At 41.6% G+C, this 26188-nt stretch carries 18 protein-coding genes; all 18 read left to right on the top strand.

Going from position 1 to position 26188, the window contains the following annotated elements:
- The first annotated feature begins 117 nt into the window (after window positions 1-117).
- The 18 genes from GC096_RS22395 to flgL all read left to right on the top strand — a co-directional run bounded on the left by GC096_RS22395 (window position 118) and on the right by flgL (window position 26182).
- On the top strand, window positions 118-4062 hold the full coding sequence (locus GC096_RS22395) for an S-layer homology domain-containing protein (RefSeq protein ID WP_171633334.1): 3945 nt from the start codon (window positions 118-120) through the stop codon (window positions 4060-4062).
- Between the two features lie 498 nt (window positions 4063-4560).
- Entirely contained in the window at window positions 4561-7548 is a 2988-nt protein-coding gene (locus tag GC096_RS22390) for an S-layer homology domain-containing protein (protein WP_171633333.1), read from the top strand.
- A gap of 516 nt (window positions 7549-8064) precedes the next feature.
- Window positions 8065-11193 carry an S-layer homology domain-containing protein gene (locus tag GC096_RS22385; protein ID WP_171633332.1) on the top strand — a complete coding sequence of 1043 codons (3129 nt, stop codon included), beginning with the start codon at window positions 8065-8067 and terminating at the stop codon, window positions 11191-11193.
- Window positions 11194-11296: 103 nt separating this feature from the next.
- A complete protein-coding gene (locus GC096_RS22380) occupies window positions 11297-11830 on the top strand; it encodes a hypothetical protein (protein ID WP_246302893.1) in 534 nt (177 codons plus the stop codon).
- A gap of 148 nt (window positions 11831-11978) precedes the next feature.
- Window positions 11979-12245, top strand: coding sequence for an alpha/beta-type small acid-soluble spore protein (locus tag GC096_RS22375; protein WP_056611585.1), 267 nt, complete (start codon window positions 11979-11981; stop codon window positions 12243-12245).
- A gap of 390 nt (window positions 12246-12635) precedes the next feature.
- Window positions 12636-13850, top strand: coding sequence for a methionine adenosyltransferase (metK, locus tag GC096_RS22370; protein ID WP_171633330.1), 1215 nt, complete (start codon window positions 12636-12638; stop codon window positions 13848-13850).
- Between the two features lie 201 nt (window positions 13851-14051).
- Window positions 14052-14318: a hypothetical protein gene (locus tag GC096_RS22365; protein ID WP_171633328.1), complete on the top strand. Its 267-nt coding sequence runs from the start codon at window positions 14052-14054 to the stop codon at window positions 14316-14318.
- A 197-nt stretch (window positions 14319-14515) separates the two neighbouring features.
- Entirely contained in the window at window positions 14516-17119 is a 2604-nt protein-coding gene (locus tag GC096_RS22360) for a stalk domain-containing protein (protein WP_171633326.1), read from the top strand.
- 98 nt (window positions 17120-17217) lie between these two features.
- Complete coding sequence (locus GC096_RS22355; protein ID WP_171633325.1) at window positions 17218-18381, top strand: sensor histidine kinase; 1164 nt, start codon at window positions 17218-17220, stop codon at window positions 18379-18381.
- Between the two features lies 1 nt (window position 18382).
- Entirely contained in the window at window positions 18383-19108 is a 726-nt protein-coding gene (locus tag GC096_RS22350) for a response regulator (protein ID WP_056611570.1), read from the top strand.
- An 80-nt stretch (window positions 19109-19188) separates the two neighbouring features.
- On the top strand, window positions 19189-19584 hold the full coding sequence (locus GC096_RS22345; RefSeq protein WP_171633323.1) for a glycosyltransferase family 2 protein: 396 nt from the start codon (window positions 19189-19191) through the stop codon (window positions 19582-19584).
- Window positions 19585-19673: 89 nt separating this feature from the next.
- Window positions 19674-21545 carry an ATP-dependent helicase ComFA gene (locus GC096_RS22340; protein WP_246302892.1) on the top strand — a complete coding sequence of 624 codons (1872 nt, stop codon included), beginning with the start codon at window positions 19674-19676 and terminating at the stop codon, window positions 21543-21545.
- Window positions 21542-22297 (top strand): ComFC family protein, encoded by a 756-nt coding sequence (locus GC096_RS22335; protein ID WP_171633321.1) that lies wholly within the window; start codon window positions 21542-21544, stop codon window positions 22295-22297. The genes GC096_RS22340 and GC096_RS22335 overlap by 4 nt, the downstream gene beginning before the upstream one ends.
- Before the next feature lie 116 nt (window positions 22298-22413).
- Entirely contained in the window at window positions 22414-22830 is a 417-nt protein-coding gene (locus GC096_RS22330; protein ID WP_246302904.1) for a flagellar protein, read from the top strand.
- Window positions 22831-22942: 112 nt separating this feature from the next.
- On the top strand, window positions 22943-23212 hold the full coding sequence (gene flgM / locus GC096_RS22325; protein ID WP_171633317.1) for a flagellar biosynthesis anti-sigma factor FlgM: 270 nt from the start codon (window positions 22943-22945) through the stop codon (window positions 23210-23212).
- 39 nt (window positions 23213-23251) lie between these two features.
- Entirely contained in the window at window positions 23252-23749 is a 498-nt protein-coding gene (locus tag GC096_RS22320) for a flagellar protein FlgN (RefSeq protein ID WP_171633316.1), read from the top strand.
- A 48-nt stretch (window positions 23750-23797) separates the two neighbouring features.
- Entirely contained in the window at window positions 23798-25243 is a 1446-nt protein-coding gene (gene flgK / locus GC096_RS22315; RefSeq protein WP_171633314.1) for a flagellar hook-associated protein FlgK, read from the top strand.
- Between the two features lie 39 nt (window positions 25244-25282).
- A complete protein-coding gene (gene flgL / locus GC096_RS22310; protein WP_171633312.1) occupies window positions 25283-26182 on the top strand; it encodes a flagellar hook-associated protein FlgL in 900 nt (299 codons plus the stop codon).
- Window positions 26183-26188 lie beyond the last annotated feature (6 nt).

Below are 26188 nucleotides of genomic sequence, written 5' to 3'. Positions count from 1 at the left end.
AATGGTAGAAGGATATAGGAGGGATTGTCGAATTTAGTAAGTGATAAGTGAAAGTGATACACCTGCCCCATACATAAACAGCTAATAACATTTAGATAACATAAGGAGGAAATTGCTTTGAAACGATTACAGACCAAACTAGCAAGCATACTGTTGATCATATCATTGATGATTAGTTTAATGCCTGCGATGACAGCGAGTGCAGCTTCAACGCTAGTTATTAAGAATCTTTACACCGAGACTGATAATGCCGGCACATCTTTGGTCAAACCAAAGGATAACAACTTAGTTACCCGAATCACGCAATTACCTTTTTCATTAAATGTAGAGACAACAAATGTAACAGATTCACAGATTCCATCGATCTATTTCGAAATTACGAATATTAACTCAGGTGTTGTGACAACAGAGAAGAACAATAAAGCGGTTATTGCTGGAACAAATCTTGTGAAATTCGATAATATCCAGTTAACAGAAGGCTTAAATAAAGTTGTCGTTTATCTGGGTGATTCTAATGCAATTGCTTCTGCACCCGGTTGGTTGTACTATGCGCCAACGACCAATCTATCCGATATCACGGTTAATAACGCTCAACTGGAAGAAGGAAAGATCTATCCAATTGATCGTGGTCCTCTGAAAGCAGGGACAACAGGTATCCAAATTAAAACGAAGGCGTCCAACGCTAGTGCTGTTCAAGCTACAATAACTGGCGATAGTCTGCCTAAACAAGGCTTCAAAAGTAATGATGGTTATTTCTATTTCACTGGGGATGACAAGAACAAATCCTCTTCAACTTGTGCATCTGTCACTAGCTTCTGTTTGAATCCAGGTGACAACATTATTAGCTTTATCGCAAGCAATGATACGAATAAATATCAAGCCGTTAAGAAACTTTGGTACGATAACGGTCAGCCGTTTGCTTTTAACGGGAAAATACAAGATACGTTAGCCACACTACCGCAAAAAGACTTAATTACGATTCCAACATTCCAAACAAGCGCTTTGACGTTCACAGCTAGTGTCAAAAGCGATTTGGAAACAGCGACGTCATTACGATACCCCTTTGTAGATGTGGCGATTAATGGATCTTTGGTGGCTACAATTGATTTAAGCGCAACTGATGGATCGAATACCGTAGCACTAGTTACCTATTCTGCTACTACTAATACTTCATTGTCACGAAGCAATGAGTATTTAGTGAAAGATTTAAAGATTGCAATACCTACGATTACTAATGTTGCCGCGAATGAGCAACTTCTAACATTTAAATTTAGGGATGCTACGAATAGCCTAAACCCAGCAATTACTCAATATAAATTTAAATATGTAGATCCGAGTCATCCATATATCGAAAGATCAACTATAAGTAATGGAACAATTGAAAATGAACTTAGCCTAAGTGATGCAACACTAGTCAACGAACTTCCAGCTGATATACATGTGTATGCAAATAACCAAACACTTGCAATTAAGGCTCTGATTGATGGCGTTTATTATCCTAATGCAAATCCAATTGTAGGGACATTGGATGCCGCTACACAATTATATAAATATGATCTTAAACTTCAAGGCATAACTGATGGCAACAAGAAACTAAGTATTGAGCTTTACAGTGACGCGGGAACAACGAGATACAGCACAGTTGATTATAAGTTAAATATAAGCAATGCTCCTTATGTGCTGGTTAATAATATCTCTAACAGCATGACGATCAAGAATATCACGAATTTAGCATGCGGAGGTACACAAGCATGTATTTCGGGTAGACTTGTCAATTTCTATCAAGATCCAGTAACAGCACCGGCGGTGCCGGTTAATAAAGTAGAAGTGTCTATGAATGAAAGTGTGTATACACTTGATTCTAGAACTGCTGAAACGATATTCGGGAAAGTTCCTTCTACACCAACTACTCCAGGAACATTGAATACCTTCACGTTACCACTGAATTTATTTAACGCTGATCTTACAAAGGTAATGGTTGAAGGTAAAAATACGTTGAAGTTCAAAATTTACGTCAATAACGTATTTATCACGGAACAGTCGTATGACATTTATTTATTCTCAACAGATGCTCCTCAATTTACAACTATTAAACCAGTGGAAAGTGGTACATCAGGAACTCAATTTATTGCCAACAGCGATCCTGATACATACACAACGACACAGCGTACGGTATCATTTGATGGATTATATTCAAGTTTAAATGCTAATGGATTGGCATCATCTATTAAAGCTTTAACGTTGGTTGTGCATACGAAAGATGCCAAAGGAGATGCGTTGGTCCATCAGCAAACGATAGGTAGTTCCAGCTCGATTGTTCCAATCGACCAAACATTAAATTCGCAAATAGTGACTTCCAATGGAGTTGACTATTTCACATCAATTAGCGACACAAACTTTAAAACAACAGCATTTAAATTGCTGGATGACTCAGATGTTGTCTTTGAGTTTAGAATCACCAATAATTCAAATATCACAGCAACGAAGTCTATTACTATTACAAGGCAGAATGTTCCTTACACGGTTGTTCAACCTCTCTTGATCAAGAATCCTAAAGGGGAGCTGCAATCTAACATCAATAGTGATTTTTATAACATCATTATTGAAGCTGAGAATGCGGATAGTGTTTTATTCGATAAAAATGAAGCAACTAAACGTACAGTGAATTCCGTGGATCAATATTTATATCAAGTTACTAACTTGAAACCTGGTGCAAATCAAATTAAGTTTACTATTAATCGTAATGGAGCTAAGGTGAATGGTAGTTTTATTCTTTTCAATACCAATACCAATGTTCAGGGTGCAGCTACGCTTCAAAATATGAATACTAAGTTTAAACTCTTTAATAACGGACTACAGTTGTCTTTCCCTAAAGACACTAAATTAATGAGAAATGTACCGGATAGTAATAACAATCAGTATATTACAACAGGACGTAAGATATTATTTGGTATCGCGGATATAGATGATGGACGAGTAGATAAATCGTTATTTCCTGTACCCAATGGGTATTATAAATCTAAAATTAGTGTCAAAGTTGTAGAAGATACCTTCCATCCAGCAAGTAATCTCTACTATATGGATGCAGGTTTCATTCCAGCACCAAATTCAACTACAACAACACCTGATGATTTAACTAAAGGACTTAACGGCACTGGTGTCGATCCGTATGACACTACGAACTCAGGAAGAGCCTATTTTAACCGTCTAAACGATGAGATCGTTGTACCCACACAAGATGGAGAATTGACGCTACAGTTCGATCAGGCCATTCGTCAAGAAGCTGGAAAGTACATCACTGTATTCTTCTATGATATTTATGCGAATTATTCTAATACGACAGACTATGGCTGGAGGAACCTCGGCGGCGTTGTAGATACCAAAAACAATACGATCACAGTGCCATTCCGGAAGTTCGGCTACTATCAAGTTATGTATATGGATCGCAGCTTCGATGATATGACAGGGCACTCATTCGCAAGGAACGAGCTCGAGACACTGTACTCCAAAGGTTTAATGAGAGCGAAAACTACGTTCTCATTTGGTCCGAATGATTACATTACACGTGGCGAGTTTGCTCAAGTATTGGTTAAAATCTTTAAACTTCCATTGAACTACGCGGGTAGTTCAACATTTTCGGATGTTCTCAAAATTGATAACGCGATAGGCATGCTCTACGACTATAAGTATGTTGAAACAGCCGCGAGAGCGGGCATTATTCGTGGTCAAGCGAGTAATCGATTTAATCCAGGCGGATCCATTACCCGCCAAGACGCGGCTGTAATGATCGCTAGGGCGGCCGAAATGAAAATGAGCACTGATCTTAACAAATCCCTGATCTCCTTGCAAAAATCGTTCACGGATGGAGATAGAATCGAGTCCTATTCAAGACCTGCCGTTGAGGCGGTGTCTAAAGCGGGGCTGATCGAAGGCATTCCGAATACCTTACTTCCAGGAGAGAAGAAAGAAACAGTGCGATTTGACCCAACTGAGCTTCTGACACGCGCACAAGCATCTATAATCGGATATCGTGTAATGAAGCAACAGAAGATGGTTCCTTAATCATGGAACACTACGGCAAGTTATGCTATTGGCTTTACCTGATTTAAAAATCTAGATGCAAAAGACCCAATACCTACAAGGTGTTGGGTCTTTTGCATCTATGCGGAAAATTGAATAACTGAAAGTAAAGGATTGCTCTAAAAAGAAGCTCTACACTTCAGGAAACCTTCAGTTAACTTTTAGTTTCTATTAAGTTTCTAGTCGTATTTCCTTTACAAATAGACTGTACTCTTAATTTATTGCTATTTGCTATTAAAGTAAAGATTGAGAAGAGCTTAGCAAGTCTAGAGTGGAACTCAGTTGGAAAATACTTAGCAATGAAATGTAGTATAGAGTGTCGTATACTAAGTTTGTAGACGAGATGACATACGAAAATCTACACGGAAGTATATCAAACAGACCGTTTAAAGCAAGTTGTAGGTTTCAAAAGTCGCTCAGTTGGTTATAAGTTTTTATAGAAAAAAACTAAACTTAAAATATTAGGAGGAAATACCCTTTATGAAGAAAACTCTATCTGTAGTTCTTACGTCCGCAATGGCTCTTTCCATGTTTTCGTCCGTAGCATTTGGTAAAACATCTGCAGATTTCACGGATCTGAAAGACCTTGACGCAGCAACAAAAGCAAAGTTTGATGCGATGATCTCCGCTGAAATCTTTGATGGCGTAAGCGACACAACATTTGGTCTTAAAGAAGAAATGAACCGCGCACAATTCGCTAAAGTAGCAGCTTTGATCATGGGTCTTGAAGTAAATAAAGATCTTAAAACATCAAGCTTCACTGACGTTAGTGTAACCGACCCAGCGAATGGTTATGCACTTCCTTACATCGAAGCATTGAAAACAGCTAGCGTAACGGATGGATATGCAGAAGGTCAATACAACCCGGCTGGTAAAGTAACAAAAGAACAACTAGCTACTTTCTTGGTTCGTGTACTTGGTAAAGACGCAGAAGCTAAAGCATTAACGGGTACAGACAAAACCGTTTCTGGTTGGGCGCAAGGTTATGTAGCTGAAGCACTTGCATTGAAAGTTCTTGCTAACAATGCAGACGGCACATTCGGTGGTATTACGAATGCAACTCGTGATCTTCTAGTAACTGGTGCTTATGAAGCAAAACAACAATACGTACCGGCTGGTCAAGTATCTTTGACTGAAGCAAAAGCTACTGGCGTACAACAAGTAACAGTAACGTTCAATAAACCAGTTGATACGACGAAAGCAACAGTTGCTTTGAAAAAAGGTGCTGTTGAAATAGCAACAACAGCTAAGTTTGCAGATAATAAGAAGTCCGTAGTGTTGACTCTTACTGACACAAAAGTTACCGAAGGGGAATACACAGCAACTCTATCAGGCCTTGATGCGACAAATGTAGATAAATCATCTGCTTCCTTTAAAGGAGAAAACGAGACAGTTCAAAAAATTGATTTTATCAATACAAATGATACTTTGCCACGTACGAACAGTGTAATTGTTAGGTTGAAAGCTACCAACCAGTACGGTGAAGCTGCCTCAGCTAATTCCTCATCCTACACAGTATCAGCAGGTAACAATAACGATGTATTAGTTAGCCTTAAGAAAGATGAAACTACAGGTGAGCTATTACTAAATCTAAGAACAGATATCCAAACGGGTGGCGTTGATGTATATCAAGCGGGTACTGGCATTATTCCGATTAATATCTATAACAATGATTCTCATGTAACAGCATCCAAAAACTTTAAAATGGGTACTGCGCCATTTATAAGTAAATTAGAAATTGGTGAAGTAACATATAGTAACGGAAAAGGCTATATTTCTGGAACTGGTGAAAATGCAATGGTTAATGTATTGCAATATGACCAATACGGTAACTTGATTCCTTATTCAACAAATGATGCAACAGCTATCCGGTTTACATTAGAGGGGTATGAGCCAAGCTTAACGACTCCAGTTATTACAGATTCCAACAATGATAATATCGCGGACATGAAAATTTCCTTGAGCCAAAGCGTAGATAAAGATGCTGAGTATAACTTTAGTGTATATAACCAAGCTGGTTCGGCTACAGGAAAAATAACACTAAAATCAAACAAGGTAGCAAATAAAGTGGAACTTGGTGATGCAACTGAAATCATTGCTGCTGGTGACACTGCTGCATACCTACCATTAACAGCTTATGATGCAGCTGGCAATAAATTGAGTACAGATGATGTTATTAGTGCACAGAATGCAGGAAGAATCACGCTTAGCTCAAATGCAACACTTGTACTTTCTGGTGAGCATAAAGGACAAGTCCTAGTAAGTTCTATCCCTACAACACCTAAAAGTGTACTTTCAGTAACGGCGATTATCGCTCAACCCAATGCGAATAGTGTAAGTACAAAAACAATTACAGTTGGCGATGTTCGTGTGCCTGAGCGTATGTCTGTATCTACTGAAGCAAAGCAAAAAATTATCGGCGGAGCAACTAGTGAGTTCAAATTTGTTGTCTATGATCAATATGGTAAGAAAATGACTGATCTTAAAAATGTTGATTCTAATGGAAGTGTAACTGTTGCAACAACAGCTGGTGTCGCGCAATACAAAGTAGTAGTAACAAAAGAATTAACAGGAACAGGCGTTGATATTGTAGATAGCACATCATCGATTCCAGCAAGCCGTGATTATACAGGTGATGATGTAGTTGATTTCAATGATGGATTTACATTTAAAGCGGCAAACCCAACACTGACAGCATCTGCCAAGTTTACAGCGCGAATTGTTAAAACAACAGATAACTGGGCAACAGAGCAAGAATTAAGTAAACAAGTAAGAACGATTGAAAATACAACTGATGAATTGGCATACTCTGTGAATGCAGTAAGCGACTTGTTCAATGCTATTGACTCTGATATTTTAGCGGATTCAAATTACGGAGCAGGTACACTAACAGTAGCTGATCAAGAATCGCCAGTAACAAGTAAATTTGCAAAAGAAGTGAAGTTAAGTGCAACGGATACTGCTGGTAATTCAGTAGCTGTAGGATCTACAATTCAAGCAATTACCTCTTCAGACGTGAGTGTTGCCCGTGCAGCTGTAGATCCAAGCACGAACAAAGCATATGTTATTGGTAACAATAAAGGAAAAGCAACCTTAAATGTGGCTTATACAACAAGCAAAGGCGTTCAAGAAATGAAAACATTGAACGTTAATGTGAAAGATGATGTGATTCAAGCAACAAAAATCACTCTTGAAAATGAAACAATATCGAGATCTTCAACAAATGCATTCGTAGCTCTAAATGTTAAAGTAACAGATAACTACGGTGTAACTTACGAAGGTTTGGATGCACAGAAATACAACTACTTGTTTGGAATAACTTTCAGTGTAACTCATATTACAGGAACTGGATCTGTGTCCGTAGATAAAGATGGTGAGATTACCTATACAAACGGAACACCAACTAGTTATGAGCTAACGGCAACGACTGCAAATGGTCAAACGGTAAGTGCATTTGTAAATAACTAATTATTTAAAACTCATAAGAGACCCATTAGGGTCTCTTATGAGTTTATTAAGTAGAAGCCAGAACGGATAAAAATTAAAGCGTAGCTGGTGATCTGGAAAATACTTATCAATGAAATGTTGTATAGGTTATCGTATACTAAGTTTGTAGAGAACATGATAGATCAAATGATACACGAGGTGATGTGCGGCAGCTTTCTATAAGTTGTAAAAAACGAGATATACATTAGCTGAACTGCACGTGCTTTTGTTATTATTTGAAAATCGAAAAAAATAAAAAAAAAGCGCAACTTTTTCCGAAACACAGCGTTTAATACTATGAAAACAAAAATAAAGTGATTAACGACTCATTTTCATTAGAAAATAACTCTTTACGACGTTATTCCACCGATGTATAATGTAAATTGGTGTGAGTGTCTATCTTTTGTTTAAAGTTTACTAGTTTCCAATGTAGTCAATAGGGCTACACGCGAACTTAGTTATATAACGCTCTAACTCTGGAAAGGGGGTGAACTGAGAATGAGTGAAACGAGCTCAAATAATCATAGATCCAACCTAAATAAAAAACTCAAAGATATTCAAGGAGGAGAAAAAAAGGTTATGAAAAAAAGTTTAAAAGTAATCGCAACAGCAACACTAGCATTCTCCATGTTTGCATCGGTAGCAATGGCTGCTGAAACAACTCCAACAGCTGTAACTACTCAAGCAGCAGTTAAAACTTCCAAAGATTTTGCTGATCTAGCTGGTAAAGATGCAGCATTGCTTGCGAAAATTGACGCATTGCTAGCAAAAGGTTTCATGGATGGTAAATCCGAAACTGCATTCGACATCGAAGGTAACATGACTCGTGCAGAAGCTGCTAAGCTTGTTGCGAAAATCTTCAACCTAACAGTTGGTACTGAAACAACTTCTTCTTTCAAAGATGTTGACGGAACTGACGCTTCCCAAGCATGGGCAATTCCTTTCATCGAAGCAGCTAAAAAAGCTGGCATCATCGATGGCATGACTGATACTTCATTCGCTCCAAAAGATAACGTAACATTAGGTCAACTTGCTACATTGCTTGTTAAAGGCTTTGGTAAAGCAACTGACGTAAAAACAACTACACCTTGGTACCAAGGTTACCTAGATGTTGCTAAAGCTAACGGTGTTGACTTAGGAACTGATGGCGCTAAAGCTGCAACTCGTGCTGATCTTGTTGTTGGTTCATATGCAGCTGATGTAGCTTTCCAAAATTCCAACAAACCTGCTGCTGCATCCGTGAAAGAAGTTAAAGGAACTGGTGTTAAAACCGTAACTGTAACTCTTGATCGCGATGTTGACACTACTAAAGCTACACTAGCCCTTACTAAAGGTTCTGTTGCAGTAGCAACAACAACTAAATGGTCTGATGACAAAAAATCAGCTACATTGACTATTACTGATAGCAAATTGATGGCTGGTGAGTACACTGTAACACTTGCAGGTCTTGAAGCTTCTGCAATTAAGACCGCAACAGGTAAATTCACTGCTGAAGACGAAAAAGTTACAAAACTTGATTTCTTAGGTGCGAACGATACAATTGCATTAGCAGACACAGTAATTGTTAAGTTGAAAGCAAGCAACCAATATGGTGAAGCAGCTTCTGCATCTGCGGGTAACTATACTGTATACGCTGGTAATAACCAGGATGTATTCAAAAAGTTAACTAAGAACGAAGCAGGAGAATTGTTGTTGGAATTGGATACTTTACTCCCTGCTCCATCACCTTATACATCTGGTCTTAGCGTAATTCCTGTTAATATCTTCAACAATGATTCACGCGTAACAGTATCCAAAAACTTCAAACTTGGTACAGCTCCATTCGCAACTAAAATGGAAGTTACTCCAGTTAAATACTCATCTGGTAAAGACTCACTTTCCTCAACTGGAGAGTATGTTACTTTCGATGTTGTTAACTATGATCAATACGGAAACGTAATTGCTTCCGATGTAACTGATCAAGGAAATACACGTGTAATTCTTAACGGATACGAGCCTGCATTCACAATTGGTGCTGCTGGTGATGTGAACAGTGATAAAATCACAGACGTTAAAATCTCGTTAAACAAATCTCTTGACAAAAATGGTGAGTACACTTTCTCCGTTTACAATCAAGCTGGTAATGCAACAGTTAAAGTTGCTGTAAAAGCTGGTAAAGTAGCAACTAAGTTAGAGTTAGGTGAACTAACTGACGTAATCGCAGCAGGTGATGATGATGCTTACATTCCATTAACTGCTTATGATGCAAATGGCGTTCAACTTACTGTTGATGAATTAGTAGAAGCTTCAAACGCAGCTCGTATTCATTTGAGTGCTGGTGCAGTTCTTCAAACTGCTGGCGACAAAAAAGGCAAAATCAAAATCACAGGCATTCCTAATACACCAAGATCAGTAGTATCTGTTACTGCATCTATTACTGAAGTAAATGCAAATAGCTTTATCAGCAAAACTTATACTGTATCTGATGTTCGTATCCCAGACTCAATCACAGTAGTTACTGCTCCAGCTACAAAAATTATTGCTAATGCTACGAGTGCATTCAAATTCATGGTAAAAGATCAATACGGTAAAGATCTTGGTACTTTCAAAAATGTTGATGCTGCTGGAAATGCAACAATAACTCCAACAGATGGCAGTAACAAGGTTGCTTCATACCGTGTACACGTAACAACTGTTCAAGGCGTAGAAGTTAAAGCTTGGAACAACAAATCTACACCAGCAGCTAATTTCCCATTAAGTGCTGATTACAGTGGTTCAGATGTTAAAGATATCTTTAATCAAGAGCATAAATTTGTAGCGAGTGCTAATCTTGCTGCAAATGATAAAGCAGAAATTAGTGCAGTTGTTCAAAAAAGTATCAAAACTGGTGAGTGGACGGATGTTTCAAACACGGTTACTAAGAGAATTGACTCACTCACTTCTGCTGACAACTTGACTTATAGCGTAAATACAGTTGCTGATTTGATTAACGCTGTTGATACTGCATCTGTACAAAAAGCTACTTATGGTCTAGGTGCTAATGATACTCTTGAAGTTCTTACACAAGAAACAGCTAGTACTTCTAAGCTTGCACGTGAAGTAACAGTAAAAGCATTGGATGCAGCAGGTAACACAGTTGCATTGCCAAAAGTAATTAAATCCATTACATCTTCTAACCCAATAGTTGCTGTTACAGGACTTGATGCTTCCGCTAAAAAAGGATTTGTAATTGGTAATAAAAAAGGAACAGCAACATTGAACGTGTTGTTCGAAACTAACAAGGGTGAATCTTTGCTGCAAACTGTAACAGTAAACGTTAAAGATGACCTTATTACTTCCACTAAAGTTGCTGTGGGTAATAGCACAAGAACAATTGTTGAAGCAAATGCTACACCAAACGCATTTATCCTAGCAAATGTTAAAACAACTGATAACTACGGAATCACATACGAGGGTCTTGATGCTCAAAAGTATAACTACCTGTTCGGTGTAGTATTCACAGTTAAAAACGTTAACGCTAGTGCTGCAACAAATAACACTGTTACTGTAGATCAATACGGTAATCTTACAATTGGATCGAGTGTTACAAGCTTTGAGTTGGTTGCTACATCAGCAGCAGGCTTCTCTGCTACTACATTTGTAAAATAATTGTATTAGAAGTTATTAAATAAAGGGGGCCCTTGTGGTCTCCTTTATTTTTTTTTGAAGATATATATACTTAAAGTTTAAGAGAAACGGGGCACAAATGATAATGTTAAAATCAAAATTGTTTGTATTGATTTCATGTATCTTAGTATTTTGGCTAATATCATCGACATCTTTCGCTGATGCCCCATCACCCGGCACAACCGACCCGGTGATCACCCAAAGCTACTTCGAACTGCACACCTTAAGCGAAGCAAAGGTGAAAGAGATTGTGGCCTCCGCGATCGCAGCGAATGCTGGCGGGAGCAACGGAGGCACGAGCACTACCCCTACGGCAGCGGCCAATATGAAAGTTGTCCAATTGGAAAATGGACAAACCTTGTATGCCGGCGCTGGCGCGGAATTTATCGTGCGAAGCGGCAAAGTTCTAGCCGTGAGCAACGATGAGAACGGCATCCCGGATGTAACGGGAGGCAAGGATCTGCCAGCGGGGACGGAAGTCGCGCTGAATCATCTTTTGATTTTCCCAACGGAGGGCCGCGGTATTAAGCCTTCGCCAAAAAATGACACGTCCATATATGTCATGGTACGTGGTGGATTTTTGATTTTAAATGCCGATGGTAGTAAAGTTCCACAATAAATGTTTACTCCATAATTTTACCCAAAATGACAACTTCTTATTCGGTTCATGGAGCTGATTCTAGCCATACTATTAACGTACCCCATTGATCGGGTAACTGCTTATCGAGTGCATGTTCTGAACAAAAACTCTAAGGAGGCGTTTGAGTATGGCTAGAAGTAAAGTGGTTCCAGAATCGAAAAAAGCTTTAGATATCTTGAAATACGAAATTGCTGCTGAGTTGGGTCTCCCAGTAGGCAATTCGATGTCTGCCAATGCAGATACAGAATTTGCGGGTGAACTTGGTTCTATTCCTTCAAATTCTATGAAAAAAGACTACTGGGGACACATCACCTCCAGGGATGCAGGCGCTGTAGGCGGGCGCATAACGCAGCGATTAATCCAACGAGCCGAAGAAACGTTATTTACTCTGTAATCATTATTTATTATAAAAATGAAAGAGAGGCCAGCTATTGCTGACCTCTTTTTCATTACAAAATAAAAATTATAAATTGACATTACACGACAAATAAAGTAGGATGGATAATTGAAGGTCAATATTCAATTTAACCTTTTCCGATAGGGGAAGGTTCATTTTAATGTTGTCTTTAATCATGTATTGTCTTTAATCATGTATTGTCTTTATTTATGATTTATCTATTTGTACCAGTGCGGAATTCAAAGATCTTGTCAGCGCATGAGCGCAAAAGAGGGATTCCGTTTGGCGAGAAAAGCTCCGCTAAAGCCGGGCCCACTTTTTTTATCATAGAGGCATCGAGTAGAAGCTTTTCAAACATACTAATTGTATTGTAGGAGGATGAATAATATGGCTCAAGTTCGTGGACGTCGTTTATTTACATCCGAATCCGTAACAGAAGGTCATCCAGATAAAATTTGTGACCAAATTTCTGACTCGGTATTGGATGCATTTCTAGCTAATGATCCGAATGCTCGTGTAGCATGTGAGGTATCTGTAGCAACTGGTTTGGTTTTGGTAATTGGTGAAATCACGTCGAAGTCTGAATATGTAGATATTCAAGCTATCGCAAGACAAACGATTAAAGAGATTGGTTACACACGCGCTAAATACGGTTTCGATTCCCAAACATGTGCGGTTCTCGTTTCGTTGAACGAGCAATCCCCTGACATTGCACAAGGTGTAGATAGAGCCCTTGAAGCAAGAGAAGGTAACATGTCTGATGAAGAAATCGAAGCAATTGGTGCTGGTGACCAAGGCTTGATGTTCGGTTTTGCAGTAAATGAGACGCCTGAGCTTATGCCTCTTCCGATTTCTATTTCTCACCAATTGGCTCGTCGATTGACAGAAGTTCGTAAGAACGGCACTCTTCCATACTTGCGTCCAGATGGTAAAACTCAAGTAACTGTTGAGTACATCGATGATAAACCTGTTCGTGTAGATGCAATCGTTGTATCCACACAGCATGATGAGAACACAACTTTGGAGCAAATCCAAAAAGATATTAAAGAACATGTTATTCTTCCAATCGTTCCAGCACACTTGCTGGATGAGAAGACGAACTACTTCATCAACCCAACTGGTCGTTTCGTTATCGGCGGACCTCAAGGGGATGCAGGTCTTACAGGTCGTAAAATTATCGTTGATACGTACGGTGGTTATGCTCGTCATGGCGGCGGCGCATTCTCCGGTAAAGATCCGACAAAAGTTGACCGTTCCGGTGCTTACGCGGCGCGTTATGTTGCGAAGAATATCGTAGCAGCTGGCCTTGCTGAGAAATGTGAAGTTCAATTGGCATACGCGATTGGTGTTGCTCGTCCTGTATCTATTGCTGTAGATACATTCGGTACGGCTAAAGTGAGTGAAGAAAAGCTTGTTGAGCTGATCCACAGTAACTTTGACCTTCGCCCAGCGGGTATTATTAAAGAGCTTGATCTTCGTCGTCCAATCTACCGTCAAACTGCAGCTTATGGTCACTTCGGCCGTAACGATCTAGATGTTCCTTGGGAGCGTACAGATAAAGCAGAATCATTGAGAACGCAAGCGTTAGAGCTTAAGCATTAATAGAGAGAGGCCGTCCTTCATGGGCGGCTTTTTGTTTTGCATTTCGCCAACATATGATTTGCTATTGTAAATATTTTTGTATCCTTTTGTTAATAATGGTGGTACTATATGTATATGTCATCTGATGCTAATTCATAGGGAATTATGTTATGATGAATACTAGGTAAGTTCTGTTTTATTAGAAGAAGGGAGAGCGATGTATTGGATAACGATTTGAAAGACGCACTTACCGCTATACTTAAGGCAGAATTATCACCACTACTTATTGGCATTGATTCTCGATTAGATGGTATTGATTCAAGACTAGACAGATTAGAATTAGAACAATCTCAAATTAAACAAGCCGTGCTGGAAACCAACGAAATCGTGAAGCGTTTGGAAAATGTGCAAGAGCAACAACACAGGATTATTGAACTGCTCTCAGCGCGATCGATTGAACAAGAAGCTAAATTAAAGAAAATAATTTAATCATTATATAAGCATCTCAAGCAGAGAGCAGACCCGGGAGGGTTGTGCTCTTTTTTTGCTTTTTTACCATTTATCTGTGACATATGAATACAACATGGGGAATATCGTAACTTTTTCCATAGTTTAAGAGTCTATATAGTTATCGCATCAATGATAGACATGGAAGTATTAGATAATAAGAGGAGTGGAACGGCAACGTGAAGGTACAGAGGCAAGTAGGAGTAGCAGCGCTGGCTTGCGCTATGGTGTGGCAGTTGGTGTCGGGAGTTACGGTAAACGCGGCGGGCACGAAACTGACGTTGAGCTCGCAAGAGACGATCACATCAGGTGCAATTATGAAGAATTACGTATGGTCGACAACACGAAGCAATAAGGAAGTATCGGTGAACGCCAATGTGATCGAAGTGGATCTGACGAACCCGAACGTGAAGATAGACGCAATGGCAGGAACGAACAATCAGTTCACGAAGAACCAGAGTGTGCTCGGCATGGTGAAGGATACAGGTGCTGTAGCAGGCGTAAACGGGGATTTCTATAATACCCAGGCGGAAGGCGTACCAGAGGGGGCGCAGATTACGAACGGACAGGTGATGGCGACGCCAGCGAAGATTTCGGGGTTGTACTCTTTTGCTATTACGAAGACGAATCAGCCGATTATTGATATTTTCGATTTCCAGGGTACGGTTACGGCAAAGGATGGGACAAAGTTCGAGCTTGGTGGTGTGAACAAAACGTTCTACTGGGACGATAATGATGTTCCGCTGATAGCTGACGGCCTTTTCCTTTATACAAGTGCTTGGGCGATGACACAGCGCGCTGTGGATGGCACACACGTACCGACGGAGGCCCTCATCCAGAATGATATTGTTAAGGAGATCCAAGTTGATACGAATGTAAAAATGGTTGCTCCTGCAGATGGGTATATCCTTAGGGGCTCCGGTTTAGCTAGAGAATTTATTGTAAATCATCTCAAGGTTGGCGATAAAATCTCGACGAAGTACGACATGATTCCACACGATGCGTCGAAGACATATGATTGGAAGAACTTCAAAATGCTCATCGGTGGCAGCACATTGCTGGTTGATGAGGCGAAGCCGAGCTATTTTACACGGAATATTAATGATTTCAACGGATATAGTCCTGTTTCTAGGACAGCAGTGGGTTACTCCAAGGATCTGAAGAAGGCTTACATCATTACTGCCGATCGCAACGGACCTAGTGCCGGGATGACGCTGCCAGAGCTTCAGCAATTCATGATTGATGCTGGTGTTTGGCGAGGGATGGTCCTTGATGGCGGTGGATCGACACAGATGGTGTCTAGGCCACTTGGTGATGTAGATCCGAAGCTAGTGAACAAAACACAAAACGGAAATCAACGTGCGGTAGCAAACGGTTTGGGGGTATATTCGACAGCGCCGAAAGGTGATTTACTAGGTCTTATTTTAAAAGGGCAATCCTTATTATTCGTAAATGAATCCAGCACTTATCAATTCAAAGCTTATGATGATTATTATAATCCTATTGCTGTAACAGGAATTGTTCCACAATGGAGTACCACGGTAGCCAATGGCTCGTTTAAGGATAACGTATATACACCAACAATGCCTGGGAAAACGCAGATTGTCGCAAAATCAGGCAAAGGATCAGCAACGATGGATGTGGAAATTGTCGGGCGTGATCAGATTACGTCGATGGCTTTTAGCTCAGGATCATTCTCATTGACGGAGGGCGGCGATTTCAAGCTTCCTATTACCGTTACAACGCGAAGTGGAGCAACGAGAGAGTTACCCGCGGCATCAGCGACTTGGGAGCTTAGCGGAGTTAAAGGAACGATTACGAATGGCGTCTTACACGTAGATAGTACATCTGGAGCGCAAACGGCTCAGGTTATTGCACGATACGATGGGTATAGCACTATGGTAACTTTGCCTGTCGGGCAGGAGAAAGTATGGTACGATTTAGATAAATTTGCAGTCATGACGACAGGAGACAAATATCCGGCAGAGGTCGTTGCTAGCGTCAATATTGTACCGAACAATGGAAATAAGAACTTGGAAATCACTTATGATTTCTCCAAGGGACAAGGAACGAAAGCGGCCTATGCGAGGTTTAATAATGGGAATGGTGCGCCGATTGAGGGTGAACCTGAATTTATAACGGCTAAAGTCTTGGGTGATGGCAGCTTCAACTGGGTCCGTGCAGAGGTCATTGATGCGGATGGTAAGTTGAATTATGTTAGTTTTACGGAAAATATGAACTGGACAGGCTGGCGTAAGGTGACGGCGGATGTGTCGGATCTGAAGGCACCGTTGCTTGTAAAAAGCATTTATGTCGCAAATCCAGCTAACGGGCAGGATGAAAGAGCCACGAAAGGGAAAATTAATATTGACGATATTTCATTCATTTATAAAGGACAAATGCCAACGTTACCTAAGAATGCAATTAAACTTACCGTAAATAAGAAGCAAGCAACTTTGAATAGCAAGCCTATGACGTTGGAACAAGCACCGACGATCGTGAAGGATAATACGTTGGTTCCGATTCGTTTTGTCACAGAAGCATTGGGTGGCACTGTGAAGTGGGATGACAAAGAACGTAAGGTAACTGTCCTTCGAGGAGATAAACTAATTGACCTATGGATTGATCAAGCTGATCTGCTTGTAAATGGCGGTCGTGTCACGGCAGAAGTGGCTCCAGCGATCATGAATAATGTGACAATGGTCCCGTTACGGCTCATTTCGGAGCGATTAGGCTTCAAAGTAGGCTGGGATCCCCAGAATTACGGAATTTCTATTGAATAAATAGTACTAGAAGTACACGGCAAACGGGAAGAACTATGCTACAATATGGGGTAGACAACTTACTATTATAAGGTTTTATTAAAAGGAGCTCGTTTCATGTGCAACCAGACGCTATAGACAAGGTCATAACCAACGCCATTAACGTCATGGAAAGCAGCAAGTATCAATTGTTTGAGATTGCTGAGTCATCACGCTTAGAGAAGGAGTCGCTTACTCGGGAGCTGAATGACATTAAGCATGAGACGGGTGTCACGATTGATCTCGTGGATATGTTAGAGAAAGAATATAAGAGATCGCGGATCCGGCTCACGGAAGTGAGTCGAGATTTCAACAAGTATCGAGAAGAAGATATCAAGATTGCTTATGAAGCCGCTATCGCTTTTCAACTACAGCTAACCGTTGCGCGGGAAAAAGAGAATAATCTCAAGATCCGCCGCAATGACCTGCAGGTTCGCATGAAGAATGTGGACAAGCAGGTAGAACGCGCCGAAACGATCGTCTCTCAGATGAATGTTGCACTGGAATATTTATCAGGGGACCTCAATCAGTTAACACGTATTATTGAGTCGGCTAAGAATCGACAACTGCTGGGGCTGAAAATTATTTTGGCTCAAGAGGAAGAACGCAAACGAATCGCGCGCGAAATTCATGATGGTATGGCTCAAACCTTGGCGAACGTTGTGCTTCGGACTGAAATTGCCCATCGGATGCTCGTCAAGGAAGATATTTCGGCGGTGAAGGATGAGTTAGTTGATTTAAAGGGACAAGTCAGAAATGGCCTTGAAGAGGTTCGCAAAATTATTTTCAACCTCCGACCAATGGCGCTCGATGATTTAGGGATTGTGCCTACATTACGGAAATATGTGCAGGATTTCGAGGACAAATATCGAATCCACACACAGTTTAACTTGGTCGGGAAAGAAACACGCATCCCGTCTGGGTTGGAAATAGCTATTTTCCGCTTGGTGCAGGAAGCTTTATCGAATATAAACAAACATGCCAAAGCAACCTTCTTGTCTGTTGAACTCACGCTAGAACCAGATCAAGTACAGATTTACGTTGTAGATAACGGAATCGGTTTTGATGTTCCGCTAACAGAACTAAGAATAGCCAAGGGGAATAACTTTGGTTTACTGGGAATGAGAGAGCGTGTGGAACTGCTAGAAGGTACCATGGTTCTGGAGTCCGAGAAAGATTCAGGAACAAAAATTACGATGCTCATCCCTATCGGCGGCGTTGGAGAGAACAAGGAGGAAAACTAGAATGGACAACACGGCGAGTCACAAACGCAATGTACATATTGTCATTGCAGACGATCATCAGCTTTTTCGTGAAGGTGTTAAACGGATCATTAATATGGAAGATGACATGGAAGTTATCGGTGAGTGTGGCGACGGCATCCAAGTCATTGAATTGTGTAATCAAATTACGCCTGATATCGTGCTCATGGACATCAATATGCCCTTGGAGAACGGTGTCATTGCAACAGAACGTCTGAAACTGATTTTTCCTGATATTAAAGTCATCATTCTATCCATTCATGATGATGAAAGCTATGTGTTTGAGACGCTTCGCAAAGGAGCTTCAGGTTACTTGCTGAAGGATATGGAAGCGGAGTCGCTGATTAATGCCATTCGTTCTGTCGTTGCAGGACACGCCTACATTCATCCGAAGGTAACGGGTAAGCTAATCAATCAACTAAGACGTATGACGTATCTGGATGACGTTGGTGTGGTTGGTACGGGCACAGGCGTGAAGGATTCCGGATTGAAATACATACATAATGCGAATAGCCCACTAACCAAAAGGGAAGCAGAAGTGCTTCGACTTATGGCGGAAGGCAAGAGTAATAAGCTGATTGGCGAATTCTTGTACATCAGTGAGAAAACAGTGAAAAACCACGTGAGTAGTATTCTTCAAAAAATGGAAGTCGATGACCGCACGCAAGCGGTAATTATTGCAATCAAGAATGGTTGGGTAACATTGTAACTCGCTATCCTGCTTTTCCGTGCCTATAGGAACCCCCCTTTGCACTGCCGCATACACTGCAGGTAAGGGAGGGACCCGCTATGTGGATTGGATTGCTTTGTATTTTCGGTTGCTATGGCGTGAGCATTATCGTGCTGCATCTCTTATTGGGTACCCGTAAGGGAACGAAGAAGAAACCTGCTACTGTTTTACTTGTTACCAAAAACAATCAAAATCAAATTGAGTGGGTTATTCGCTCATTATTTTTCTTTTCGCGTGTAAGAGGCAACCAGGTCAAGGCTACGATTATTGACGAGGGGTCGTCTGACGATACAAGAGAGATTATTGAGCGTTTATCCCAAACGTATGCCATAGAGCTGCGTGTACAGTCTGACTATGATGCCGTTGATCGTTTTCTGAGTCAGCATGATGAAGATCCTGTTGTACTTGTTCACCTCAGTAATAGGGAGGATCTCGTGAAGATTCCTGTTGTCTGAGAGCAAACGCTTTCAGGTAGAAACTTACTAACCTTCAACTAACATGTACGTTATATGATTTATATTTGATGAAGAGAGAACGGTGAGGAATGAAGGTTCAGATCTATGCTGTTCGCAAGAGATATGTGTGGGAGTGGCAATTCACGATGCATGCCCAGACAGATATCCAATGTTGGTTCGAGCATTACGCAGCCGACGCCGGCCTCGTATTGTTCGAACCTTTTGTTTCTTTAGGGCAGGGCATGGAACTGCTTGAGAAGTTAAGAAAAAGTGATGCGACTTCTAAGGATACTAACGAGAGTCGCTTACTTGCGATGGTTAAACGGGAAGCCACTGTGCTTGGAATAGCGAACGTGGATGAAATGCGTTCGGAAGTGATGGACTATAAGTTATGGTGTGATAAACGTTTTAGCAGCAGCTTCCAGCTACACTCGTCCACTTATATTAATCTCGTTGAAGCTTGCAGAGGGCGTTCGCTATTGGTAGACGAGCTTCAGCAGCTAATAGAGGCTTCTGGTGTTGAGACGGCAGGGTTAGCGGGGTTGGAAGCCTTGTGGCCAGCCTATTTGCAACTCGCCTATCTCAATGGCGATGTGTCGCTCACGAGTGGCTTACACCTACAGGTAAAGCGTGACTGGCGGCGATGGTTCAGGAAGACTTCGCATTACGCTTGTAAACGCTGTGGAAGCGGCGAAGCGCGGATGTTCTGGTCGGCCTGCTTGCATTGCGGACAAGACTGTCCCTATTGCGAGGAGTGCCTCGCAATGGGCAGGGTTCGATCTTGCTCCTTGCTTGTGCTCGGAGGCTCGGGTAATGCGCTGTCGACTGCTGACGCGGAGGCTACCGACGAATTACAAGGCTACATAGAGCCCTGGGGGCTCAGTGATGCTCAGACCCATGCTTCCCTTGAGGGGCTGCGCTACATCCAAGGCAAGCAGCCTGGCGGCCCAGGCAAGTTCCTTATCTGGGCCGTTACAGGCGCAGGGAAGACAGAGATGATCTTCCCGTTCATTCACTACACCGCCGCTCGAGGCGGGCGTGTCCTCATCGCTACACCACGTAAGGACGTGGTGTTAGAGCTGCAACCGCGCATCCAGCGGGCGTTCGCTACATACAGCGTGGTCACGCTATATGGCGGAAGCGAGCAGCGCTGGGAGCAAGGGCAAATCACCATCGCAACAACGCATCAGTTGTTGCGGTTTCATCAAGCTTTTGACCTCGTCATCATCGATGAAATCGATGCCTTCCCGTATCACAATAACCCCATGCTTAGCTACGCTGCAGAGAAAGTGTGCAAGCCCGGCGGAACGAATATCCTACTGTCAGCGACACCGCCTACGCGCGTTAGACACGCAGCCGAACGCGGACGTCTGCCACATGTTCGCGTTCCAGTACGATTTCATAAACATCCCCTACCAGTACCTCAGTTGATATCTACGCCTACATTAAGAAAATCCATTGTTTCTCAATCCATCCCGGAATCTATTCAATCCCGACTAGAAATATCTATTGAACGTGGAGCACAAGTATTTGTATTCGTTCCGAATATCCAGCTTGTGGAGCCGATGGTCATGCTGCTGAGAGAGAAGTTGAGCAAGGCCCCTAAAAGCGCAGTGGTTCGCGTAGAGGGAACCTCCTCTAAGGATACTTCGCGTACGGAGAAGGTACAGCTTTTCCGAAATCGGGATATTCGTGTACTCGTAACGACGACCATCCTCGAACGTGGGGTAACCGTGCCCCAATCCGATGTTTTCATTTTGGATGCAGACTCGAAGTTGTTCGATGAAGCTGCACTTGTCCAGATGGCAGGTCGGGCTGGGAGATCGAAGGATGACCCACATGGCAAGGTATATTTGGCAGCTGCAGAAATAACGAAATCACAGAAAGAAGCTGTTCGGCAGATACGCACGATGAATCGGATTGCGCGAAGACAGGGCTTTCTACAAGGAGGCCAGGTATGAGCAAGTGGAGGCGTCTCGGGAACACGCTATTTTCGTTATTAAGCCCTAAGCGGGAAATGTGTTTATTGTGCAAACAGGTAACCAGTCTGGAGAGAGGCCAGTTGGGGCTTTGTCACACGTGCTACACCCGAATTCCGTGGATTCGTAAGGTGGTTTGTTTATCATGTGGACGAGGTGAGTATTGTCCAGATTGTCGTCGGAAACCGCACACCTATTTCGCCAAAAGCCGAAGTGCCGTCCGATATGATGAGACGATGAAAGAGCTGTTGGCTAGATACAAGTATCGAGGAGACGAGCGCTTGAAGGCAGTTTTCGGTCATATGCTGGTTCATGCTTTTCAGCAACTTCGGTTGGATCGGGTATCGGCGTCAGCGGGGCAAGTTCGAGAAGTTATCACCTACGTGCCCGTAAGTGATCAACGCATGCAAGAGCGTGGATTCAATCAAGCGGAACAAATGGCGAGAGAGCTAGGCCTACGAGTGGACCTTCCGGTCATCCGTTTACTCAATCGTTCTAAACATACGGCAAAGCAGAGTTTTAAAAGTCGAAGTGAGAGGATCGATGACCTTGCACACGTTTTTGAGTTTGATACGACAGAACTTGGAGCCATAATGGGTTACGGGGACGCCATTATTATTTATATTGTTGACGATGTGTACACAACGGGGAGTACGATGAATCAATGTGCGATGGTGTTAAAAGAGAAAATGTCGATGCGTGTCGAAATTTGCGGACTCACATGGGCGAGATAAATAGGTCAAAGTCCTATTTTTATAAAAATAGTATTAGGCAAAAGCTGTCGAATTGCGGTAAACTGGAATTAAAAAGTGGAAACTGGGAATGCTGAAAAGGGGGACATACAATGAGTATGAATGTGCAGAATTGTTCACGTTGTGGGAAAATATTTGTAAAAGGCTTTGCCGATTTTTGTCCGAATTGCATGAAAGACCTAGAGTTACAATATGAGAAATGTGTGAAGTATCTACGTGAAAATAAAGGCGTCAATATAAACGATTTAAGCGAAGCGACAGGTGTCTCTCTTAAACAAATTACAAAGTTCATTCGTGAAGGCCGCATTTCCATTCTGCATGCGCCTAATATGTCGTATCCATGTGAAGTATGTGGAACTCTAATCCGTGAAAATACAATTTGCGAACCTTGCCGAATGAAGCTTGTAAAGGATGTAAGGAATAATTCGGAGGATGAGCGGCGAAAGCAGGATCATGCTTCTCAGGAAAGTAAAGTCAGCTTTAAAATTCAAGAACGCTTACGGGACCGCCACTAATTTAGAAATAGGTCAGTTAAGATATAAAGTTTCATATAGAAGATGCCGATAATAGTTCTAACGATTATCGGCATTTTATTTTTTAGGTCAGAGAATATAGGAGTGTATCGGTATGAAAATTAATGATAATGGGCGCATTGGCAATGTGAATCCATATAAGAAATCGGGAGAATCCGCATTCGCACAGGCTGCAGGGAAGAAGGGTAAAGCGAAGGATCAGGTTGAGATATCTGCTGAAGCGAAAGAGCTGCTTGGTGCTCAAGGAAATCGAACAGAAGAGCGATCCCTTCGAATTGATCAATTGAAATCTTCTGTTGTATCTGGAACTTACCATGTGGACGCGGGTAAAATCGCAGAGAAGATGTTACCATACTTGAAATAAACAGCTCATTTATACATTAGATAAAAGTGGGTGACGATAATGTCAATACAGCCTTTATTGGAAACGATGAACACACTGCAGGAAGCGCATGAGGCATTGCTTGAACTAGCCAAGGTGAAGAAGCAGGTCCTTGTCAGCAACAATATTGATGAGCTCAATATGATTGTGAATCGAGAGAACAAGTGGGTTAGAGCGATTGCAGAGGCGAATCAACAACGTATTTTATTCATCGGTTCTTACTTGATATCGAGAGGTTACAATCCCAATCCCAATATCACGGTAAGTGATTTAATTAAAGTGATTTTTAAAGCTGAAGAGAAGCAAGCACTTATGAAAGCTCAACAAACACTGCTTGTTACCATAGAGGAATTGAAGTTAAGTAACGTAATCAATCAACAATTGATTGAGCAATCATTGGCTTTTGTAGACTATTCACTGGATCTTATTATTGGACCGCCAGATGATGATATGGTGTACAAGAATCCGAACCAAGCTAAGAGCGGAAATCGGCAAGGACTTTTCGATCGAAGAGGCTAGGCGTAAATCTTAATCAGAATACCCAGTAGGGCATAGGAGAGAGAAACCATGAGATCAACTTTTGGCGGAATTGAAATATCCAAGCGTGGGATCCTAACGCAGCAAGCAGCACTTACAACGGCTGGACATAACGTGGCAAATGCCAACACGCCGGGCTTTTCACGCCAGGTTGTCAAAATGGTTGCTTCTGAGCCCATTGAGGCATTAAGTTTTAACCGTTCAACAATCCCTGGACAAATGGGGCAGGGTGTCGAGTTTACAGAAGTGAAACGTATTCGTGAAGCTTTCCTAGATAAGCAATATGCGAATGAGAATAAGAGTCTAGGCGAGTGGACTGTTCGCCAAGATACTCTTGAGAAATTGGAAGCGATTATTAATGAGCCTTCTAATACAGGTCTTCGACAAGTTCTTGATAACTTCTGGAACTCTTGGCAAGAGCTGAGTAAGCAACCAGATAATTTGGAGACAAGAGCCGTTGTTAAAGAGAGCGCATTGGCAGTAACTGACGCATTTAATCATGCAGCGAAGCAATTGAACGACCTTTCGTCTGATTTAAATGACAATATTACGGTTAAAGTCACACAAGTGAATACAACACTAAAGCAAATTGCCGGCTTGAATAATGAGATTTTCCGTGTTGAGGGTCTTGGCAATAATGCGAATGATCTTCGCGATCAGCGTGATTTGCTAGTCGATGAACTGTCAAAGGTTATCAATGTTTCCGTTCAAGAAGAATCAGGCGGTTATCGTGTGAAGATGGGAAATCAGGATTTGGTTGTGGCAAGCACAGCTACAGAGTTCGATGAGAATACGGCAGCTTCTGCGTATCCAGCTGATTTAAACAGCGGTGAGCTTTATGGACTTATGCTATCCAATCAACGTTACGTTACAGAGTATAAGAATCAATTGAATTCGATGGTTTCCACCATTGTAACTTCGGTGAATGCGGCACATAAAGAAGGGTACACGTTGCAAGATCCTCCTACAAAAGGTGGCGATTTCTTCACTCCGATTGCTGATTTCAGTACAGCTGCAGCCACATTTAAAGTTAGTGCGAATATTACAGATAATGTTGAAAATATTGCAGCTTCTTCGAAGACGTATTTTGACGCCAATGGTGTTGAGCATGTTGTAAAAGGTAATAATGAGCTAGCGCTGAAAATGGCGGGAATCAAAAATCAGAAATATAATTTCGACGGATCGGGAGTTACCAAAATCATTTTGAATGGTGGGACATTTGACGAGTTCCTTCGTGCAGTAGTCTCCGAAATCGGGGTCCAAACGCAAGAGGCTCAACGCCAAGTTTCTAACCAGAAGATTCTTGTCGATCAAGTGGATGCAAGACGTCAATCCGTAAGCGGTGTTTCGTTAGATGAAGAAATGGCCGATATGATTAAATACCAGCATGCATATAACGCGGCAGCGCGTTCCTTAACTACATTTGATGAGATGCTAGATAAGGTGATTAACTCAATGGGTACAGTAGGCAGATAGATGTAAGTAACAAAACTTGAGGTATGGGGTGGAATTGCAATGGCTCTTCGCGTAACACAAGGCATGTTAAACACACAATTGCTGCGTAATTTGAATGGAAATTTATCGCGGATGGATAAGCTTCAAGATCAATTGTCAACAGGTCGCAAGATCAATAAGCCTTCAGATGATCCGGTGGGAATTAGTTTCTCTATGCGCTACCGAAGTGAGCTAGAAACGAACGATCAATATCAGAGAAACGTCGATGCGACGGTTTCTTTTCTAGATTATACGGATACGATGTTGGATCAAACCGGAAGTGTCATGCAAAGAGCGCGTGAGCTTGCTGTAGCAGCTGCGAATGGCACCAACTCGGAAGAGTCGCTGAATGCGATGAAAACGGAGATTGACCAGTTGTATAATCAGTTAACGAACATCGGAAATAGTCAATTCAATGGTAAATTTGTCTTTAATGGGCAAATCACAGATAAGGCGCCATTTCCTGATCCGGATAATGCAGCTAATGCTGTAACGGATAGTGGTGAAATTAAGTTTGAAATTGGTGCTGGCGTTCAAATCGCTATGAATAAAACAGCGGAAGAGATTTTTGGCAAATCCGGTGATGTTAATAACGCTTTTCAAATTTTAAAGGATTTATCTGCGGCTTTAGCATCAGGTACAACACCAGATATACAGAAGTCTATTGAACTTATGGATCAAAGAATGAGTGGAGTCCTGGGTGCACGCGCAGATATTGGTGCCAAAACAAATCGCGTTCAGCTTGCAGAGGAGCGCTTGCAAGACATTGGTATTAACTTGCAAAGTCTGCAATCGAAGACGGAAGATGCAGACATGTCATTAGTTATCACCAATTTGAAAATGGAAGAGAATGTCTACCAGGCTTCGCTTTCTGCCGGATCCAAAGTGATTGTCCCTACATTAGTTGATTTCTTGCGGTAATAATTT

This window comes from Paenibacillus plantarum (assembly GCF_013141695.1).
Taxonomy (GTDB): Bacteria; Bacillota; Bacilli; order Paenibacillales; family NBRC-103111; genus Paenibacillus_E; species Paenibacillus_E plantarum.
This window is presented reverse-complemented; position numbering and strand designations above follow the sequence as displayed.